The sequence below is a fragment of the Stenotrophomonas sp. 05L44_2 genome, assembly GCF_056665995.1.
This window is the reverse complement of the sequence record NZ_JBFTNR010000182.1, coordinates 1-5994: the sequence shown is the minus strand read 5'-3', so window position 1 is coordinate 5994 and position 5994 is coordinate 1. Positions and strand designations below refer to the sequence as shown.

The following is a 5994-nucleotide window of genomic DNA, read 5'->3' as shown; positions in this document are numbered from 1 at the left end:
CACCAGCACATGCTTGCCATCGGCGGTCACGTAAGCCGCCGCCGGCTGCTGGCCACCAACCATGCCGGCAAAGCCGCGCAGGCCGCCCGGCGCGTCGAATTCGGAGACCACCTCGAAGCCATGCTTCTCGATGCCCTTCAGGACAGCTGGCAACTCACCCTTCCTGGCGGCTGCCGTTGCCGAAGCCGTTGCCGGTGCAGCGGCACCCTTGCCCGGTGGGGTCTGTGCCTGGCTGCAGGCAGCCAGCGCCAGCATGGCCGGCAGCATCAGCGTATGCGCGATGCGCGGGGAAATCGACAACATGGAAACTCCGTAGTGGGATGCCAGCGCAGGCTACCGCAGCCGGCGCAGTTTGTGTTCAAGACCGGCCTGGGTCAGTTCGCCGAGATGCAGTTCCTGCAACCGCCCCTGCGCGTCGAAGAAGAGCGTGGAGGGGAAAGCCCGGACGTCCAGCGAGGTAGAGGCAGCCGATGACTCATCCAGCAGGACGTTGCCCAGCGAGATGTGTTCAGCGGCTAGAAAGGTCTGGACCTCGGCAAGGGTCTCGCCCTGGTTGAGGAAGACGAACTGGATATCGGCATGCTTCTGCTGGGCCGTCGCCAGTACCGGCATCTCCCGGCGACACGGGCCGCACCAGCTGGCCCACAGGTTCAGCACGAGCGGCCTGCCGTGAAACTGCTGCAGGTCAATCGCCCTGCCCTGCAGGTCGACTACCTGCAGTGTCGGCAGCGGCATCTGCTTTGCCTGCCAGTACGCGAGCCCCTGGCTTGCACCGCCCCACAGCAGCAGTCCGGCCAGCGCACCTGCCAGCACCGGCGCCCTCAACGCGCGATGCCTGCGCAGTCGCCACAGCGCCCAGGCAAATCCAGCGCCGATCACAACGGGCAGGTGATACCCACCATCGGCAATCTGCAGCACGCTCCAGGGAGCTTCACGATAAAGGCTGAAATGCGCGGCAACAAAGGACAGCCGGCCACACAGCAGGCCAACCAGCAGCATGTCCAGCACCATCCCGGCTGCAGGTGGCCGAGCCTGGCCAGGCTCAGCACGCGACCAGAACCGCGCAATGGCCATCGCCAGCAACAGGAAGATCAGGATCAACACCACCGGCATCGGCACCGGCCCAACACTCGACATCAGCTCACCCGCTCTCGCCTGCACAGACCCGCATGGTCAAAGCGTCGTGCCTGCGATGCAAGCACGACGCATCCAACAGCATTCATCAAGCGGCGTTGCGCCCCAGCTGCGTGCCTGGCGAGGCGCGCAGCCCTCGCAGACTGCCGGCCACGGCAGGCGTCAGCGGACGGTCGCGGCGTTTATTGCTGACGTGGCGACGATAGTTGGCGGGCGTCATGCCGACGATGCGCAGGAACAGCCGGCGGAATGCGCTCTGATCARCGTAGCCCACCCCCCAGGCAACTTCGTCGATGCTGGCGCCCTGCTGCAGCAACGTCTGCGCCTTGGCCACGCGCAGTCGCTGGCAGTACTCGATGGGCCGCAGCCCGGTCGCCTTCAGGAAACGGCGTTGCAGGGTCCGCGGTTCCAGGCCGGAGATCTCACAGATTGCCCCCAGCGTCGCCCCACGTGCAGCCGTGGTATGCAGCCAGCGCTGCGCCTTCAGCACGTCACGGTCACCATGGGCGAAGTTGGCACTGAATCRCTCGAGATCCTGCTGGATCCCCACTGGCACCACTATCCCCAACTGCTGTGCCACCGCGCTGGCCACGCCCTGGCCGTGCAGCCGGTACAGCAGGCGCAGACCGAGGAAGCGCCAGGCCTGGGCCCCGCCCACGGTGAGCAGATCGCCATCATCGACGAGTGCACGCTCACTGGGTGCCCAGCTGCCGACCTGCACCTGCAGCGCCGGATGGCGGTTGAGGTCAGGGCCTGACACCGTGCGCCCCGTCAACAGACCCGCCCGTGCCAGCACACTGACCCCGTCACCTGCGGCGGCCAGCAGGCTGCCGCCGTCGTAGTGGGCCCGCAACCAGTCCAGCAGGACATCCTCGGCGCGCAGCGACGCACCGGAACTGACCTGGCCCGGCAAGGCGATCACTGCGGGAATTGCCGCGTCCAGCATTTCGGCACCGGCAATGCGATGCACGCCGGTATTGCTGGCAGGCACAATCCAGCGGGTGACCAGCACCCGCTTGCAGGGCCGTCGCTGCTGCTGCGCCAGACGATTGGCGACGTGCGCCATTTCGGCAAGCACCGATGCAGCCGACGGGTCGCCTCCGGGGTATTCAACCACCGCAACCTCGACGAATCCTTCGTTGCTGATTCCCTCCACTCCCCACCTCCTCTTCCGGTTCAGGCCGTCGAGCGGCCGGTTCAGGTTGAGGGTAGGAACTGCTTTGCCCCGGGGGCTATGAAGAAAGTTGCAAAGTGTGCTGAATGGGTGACGCAGGCAAAGCCTTGACTCTTGACCAGAGTCCAGGGATGACTATGCACGGCAGGTCCAGAGGAGTCCGCCGTGAACATTGGTCAGTTGGCACGCCAGGCCGGCGTCCCCATCGACACCGTCCGCTACTACGAACGTCAGCAGCTTCTGCCCACCGCGGCACGTACGGCAGGTGGCTATCGCATCTTCGGCGAGCAGGATCTGCGACGCCTGCGCTTCATCCGCCGGGCAAAGACTCTGGGCTTCAGCCTGGACGAGATCGGTGAACTGCTTTCCCTCAGCGATCATCCTCCGCAGGACATGGGCAGCGTGCGTGACACCGCGCGGATTCGACTGCAGGACATCGAACTGCGGATGGCCGAACTGCAGCGCATGCATGGCGCCCTCTCGCAACTGGTCGATGCCTGCCCCGGACATGGCGCGCTCGACCAGTGCCCGATCCTGGCCGCGCTGACCGGGGAAGACCGCTGAGCGCCTGACGTCTGCGTCGACACATGTGCTGCCTGGCAGGCGGAAATCGCCTCCGCGCCATCGCGCGCCATGTGTAGAAAAGTGCAACAAAGCGCTTGCCAACCCCCGGGGGCACAGCTATTATTTCGCTCCTCAGCGACGTGGGGCCATAGCTCAGCTGGGAGAGCGCCTGCATGGCATGCAGGAGGTCAGCGGTTCGATCCCGCTTGGCTCCACCATACTTTCGGCATTAGGCCGTCGAAAGGTCGCAAAGAACATTGATGAGATCTGCGTCCCCATCGTCTAGAGGCCTAGGACATCACCCTTTCACGGTGGCGACCGGGGTTCGAATCCCCGTGGGGACGCCACTCATCATGAACAACGAGGACCCGGCCGATAACCGGGTCTTTTTTGTTCACCGCCCACCGGCATTCAGGTTGTGGCGTCGGAACGCTCCTGCCCTTGTGGCAATGAACGATTCGATGAAAAAGCTTCAAAAAAAGCTTCCACAAATGTGAACAGGCAGGTATGATAGGCGGCTCGGTAACACGGGGCCATAGCTCAGCTGGGAGAGCGCCTGCATGGCATGCAGGAGGTCAGCGGTTCGATCCCGCTTGGCTCCACCACTTTCGRCATTAGGCCGTCGAGAGTTCTACAACTTGAAGTTTTTCGTGCGTCCCCATCGTCTAGAGGCCTAGGACATCACCCTTTCACGGTGGCGACCGGGGTTCGAATCCCCGTGGGGACGCCAATCTTTGAAACCCCGGCTTCGGCCGGGGTTTTTCTTTGCCTGCGATTCCCTGGTGACCGCGTTTCAGAACCGGCGATACATGCCGATCGAGGCTGGCGCGGTCGCCTCAAAGCCAAACTGCGCATACAGCCGATGTGCCTCGCCATCGGCCAACAGACTCACATACGCCGACGGCGGCAGGTTGCCCTGCATCCAGTCGCTCAGACGCTGCATCACCGCCTTGCCCAGACCCTGCCCCTGCAGGCGCGGCAGCACGGCGATATCGCAGACCTGCAGGTGGCAACCACCATCGCCGATGATCCGGCCCATCGCTACCAGCTCGCTGCCCTGGTAGGCACAGACACCGAAAACGGTATTGGGCAATGCCCGCGTCGCCGCCTCATGGGTCTTTGCACTGAGCCCGGCCAGCGCACGCAGCTGGCAGTAGTCTTCAACCGTCGGCACCGCCTGACGGAACTGGATCGTCTCTGGATCATTCATGCAACGTCTCCTGGAAGGTCGAGCTATCCTGCCGCATCCATGTCGCAGCCGCTGCGACCCATCTTCCGGCAGAGTCCAATGTGCTATTCCGCCCTGATCCGCGCCGACTACGCCAAGCTGGTGCGCGAGTTCGGCGCCGTCCTCTCCCTGGAGGAGTTCGCCGAACTCTATGCGCATGATCCCGGCAAGAAACGACCGAAAACGCCGAAAGCGATGGACGACGGATTTGCCGGTGCGCGCACCGAACTGGGCCGCGACATCGTGGCGAAGATCCAGCAATGGCATGCACAGGAGCGGCAACAGCTGCAGGCTGAGCTGGAGCGGCAGCTTGAGCGTCGCGACATCGCCAATGCAACCCTGGCCACCCGTCCCACGCAGAAAGCGCGCAATGACCTGCGCGTTGCCGGCAACCGCATCGACCGCGCGCAGGCACGGCTGGACGACCTGCATCGGGAACAGCTGCTGCCACGCGACAACCGTATTTTTCCTGGCACCTACGCGCCGGTGATGGTCAGCGAGAATGGCCGGCGCGTGATCAAGCCGATGCGCTATCAATGCCGGCTTCCGGACAAGCCCGCGCGCAACGATGTCCTCTATCCCGGCACCTACAATGCGCGGCGGGACAGCCTGGAAGGCTATTGGCGCGGGGCCTTCGGACTGCGCCACGGCGTGGTGGTGGTACAGGCCTTCTACGAGCACGTTCCTCGCCACACCATTGCCGGCCGCACCCTGCACAACGACGAGAAGGAACAGGACGTRGTGCTGGAGTTCCGCCCTGATCCGCCGCGCGACTTGTTGCTGGCCTGCCTGTGGGCGGAATGGGAGGGCCCGGAAGGACGCCTGTTGTCGTTCGCCACCATCACCGATGGACCGTCAATCGATGTTGCCGCTGCCGGCCATGACCGGGGCGTACTGCCGATCCGCGCCGAGCATCTGGACGCATGGCTCAACCCGGACCCGGACAACCTGCCGGCGCAGTACGCCATCCTCGACGACCGCGAGGAGATCCGTTATGTCTACGAAGAAGCCGCCTGAGCGGTTGGATCAGGCGTTGGCGCTGGAACGTCCCACTGCGCGGACCAATGCCTTGGACAGTTCCGCCGACAGATAGGGCTTGATCAACAGTACCCCCGATCGCATCGCGACCGGCAGTTGTTCGGCGGCCATGCCGGTGGCGAGCACGAACGGCACCCCGCGCGCGGCCAGCGCCGCAGCGACTGGTTCACTGGTCTCGTTGTGGGCCAACCGGTAATCCAGCAGGGCCACGTCAGGGTTGGCCTCTTCCAGCAGGCGCAGTGCCTCGGCAACGGACGCGGCAAGACCAACGACCAGAGCACCGGAATGCACCAGCTGCATCTGCAGCAGCGCCGCACTCATCTCGTCGTTCTCCACTACCAGCACCCGCAGGTCCTGCAACGCTGACATAGGCTATCGCTCCGTGCCTGTTAAGCGTTGCCAGTATAGCCAGCAGTCGGCCGATACCGACAATTTGAAGCCATTTCGGCCCTGTTCGCCCGCACCTCTATGAACGCCCGCCCGGCTCGGGTACACTAGCCCGCTGCTGCCGGTGTGGCGGAATGGTATACGCAGCTGACTCAAAATCAGCCGGGGGCGACCCCATGAAGGTTCGAGTCCTTTCACCGGCACCACAAGCCTTGCAACGCGAGGCTTCCAGAAGGAATGGCGGAATGGAGTCGTGAATCAGCCGACTCCGGCCAATTCTCCTCCCCACTTCCCCTCTCGATCGTCCTGTCACCGCCGCAGTTGCTGCAGCACCGCCCTCCCGTTGGGACGCAGATAGACGTCGCCGGTCTTGGTGTCCAGCAGGATGTTGAAATTCCGAAGAACTTCACTTCCGATCGTGCCATCGCCACTGGAGCCGTCTTCGTCGATGGTGAAAGACACCTTGGGC

6 protein-coding genes, 5 tRNA genes and 1 pseudogene are annotated in these 5994 nt (G+C 64.1%); 7 read left to right on the top strand and 5 right to left on the bottom strand.

Annotated elements, in window-relative coordinates:
- The 3 genes and pseudogenes from AC1VAN_RS08390 to AC1VAN_RS08380 all read right to left on the bottom strand — a co-directional run.
- Window positions 1-303: pseudogene (locus AC1VAN_RS08390) on the bottom strand (thiol:disulfide interchange protein DsbG); the annotation flags it as partial.
- A gap of 30 nt (window positions 304-333) precedes the next feature.
- The gene (locus AC1VAN_RS08385; RefSeq protein WP_032975237.1) at window positions 334-1137 is read right to left on the bottom strand and encodes a TlpA family protein disulfide reductase; all 804 of its coding nucleotides are present in this window, start codon (window positions 1135-1137) and stop codon (window positions 334-336) included.
- 85 nt (window positions 1138-1222) lie between these two features.
- A complete protein-coding gene (locus AC1VAN_RS08380) occupies window positions 1223-2290 on the bottom strand; it encodes a GlxA family transcriptional regulator (protein ID WP_480985618.1) in 1068 nt (355 codons plus the stop codon).
- Window positions 2291-2473: 183 nt separating this feature from the next.
- Between AC1VAN_RS08380 and AC1VAN_RS08375 the strand changes: the two genes are divergently transcribed.
- The 5 genes from AC1VAN_RS08375 to AC1VAN_RS08355 all read left to right on the top strand — a co-directional run bounded on the left by AC1VAN_RS08375 (window position 2474) and on the right by AC1VAN_RS08355 (window position 3602).
- Window positions 2474-2872: a heavy metal-responsive transcriptional regulator gene (locus AC1VAN_RS08375; RefSeq protein WP_025879240.1), complete on the top strand. Its 399-nt coding sequence runs from the start codon at window positions 2474-2476 to the stop codon at window positions 2870-2872.
- A 142-nt stretch (window positions 2873-3014) separates the two neighbouring features.
- Window positions 3015-3090, top strand: a tRNA-Ala gene (locus AC1VAN_RS08370).
- A 53-nt stretch (window positions 3091-3143) separates the two neighbouring features.
- A tRNA-Glu gene (locus AC1VAN_RS08365) sits at window positions 3144-3219 on the top strand.
- Window positions 3220-3401: 182 nt separating this feature from the next.
- Window positions 3402-3477: transfer RNA gene (locus AC1VAN_RS08360), tRNA-Ala, on the top strand.
- Between the two features lie 49 nt (window positions 3478-3526).
- A tRNA-Glu gene (locus AC1VAN_RS08355) sits at window positions 3527-3602 on the top strand.
- A gap of 63 nt (window positions 3603-3665) precedes the next feature.
- On the opposite strand, the gene AC1VAN_RS08350 is transcribed toward AC1VAN_RS08355, so the two are convergent.
- Window positions 3666-4082 (bottom strand): GNAT family N-acetyltransferase, encoded by a 417-nt coding sequence (locus AC1VAN_RS08350; protein ID WP_032976173.1) that lies wholly within the window; start codon window positions 4080-4082, stop codon window positions 3666-3668.
- A gap of 78 nt (window positions 4083-4160) precedes the next feature.
- Here AC1VAN_RS08350 and AC1VAN_RS08345 point away from each other — a divergent pair, with 78 nt between their 5' ends.
- Window positions 4161-5117: an SOS response-associated peptidase family protein gene (locus AC1VAN_RS08345; RefSeq protein ID WP_032976174.1), complete on the top strand. Its 957-nt coding sequence runs from the start codon at window positions 4161-4163 to the stop codon at window positions 5115-5117.
- Window positions 5118-5126: 9 nt separating this feature from the next.
- Here AC1VAN_RS08345 and AC1VAN_RS08340 read toward each other — a convergent pair whose 3' ends face one another.
- A complete protein-coding gene (locus AC1VAN_RS08340; RefSeq protein ID WP_032976175.1) occupies window positions 5127-5507 on the bottom strand; it encodes a response regulator in 381 nt (126 codons plus the stop codon).
- Between the two features lie 138 nt (window positions 5508-5645).
- On the opposite strand from AC1VAN_RS08340, the gene AC1VAN_RS08335 reads away from it, so the two are divergent.
- Window positions 5646-5731, top strand: a tRNA-Leu gene (locus AC1VAN_RS08335).
- Window positions 5732-5994: the final 263 nt, after the last annotated feature.

Coding starts and splice junctions, on each gene's coding strand:
- AC1VAN_RS08385 (WP_032975237.1), bottom strand. CDS start 1,137: ATGTCGAGTGTTGGGCCGGTGCCGATGCCGGTGGTGTTGATCCTGATC.
- AC1VAN_RS08340 (WP_032976175.1), bottom strand. CDS start 5,507: ATGTCAGCGTTGCAGGACCTGCGGGTGCTGGTAGTGGAGAACGACGAG.
- AC1VAN_RS08350 (WP_032976173.1), bottom strand. CDS start 4,082: ATGAATGATCCAGAGACGATCCAGTTCCGTCAGGCGGTGCCGACGGTT.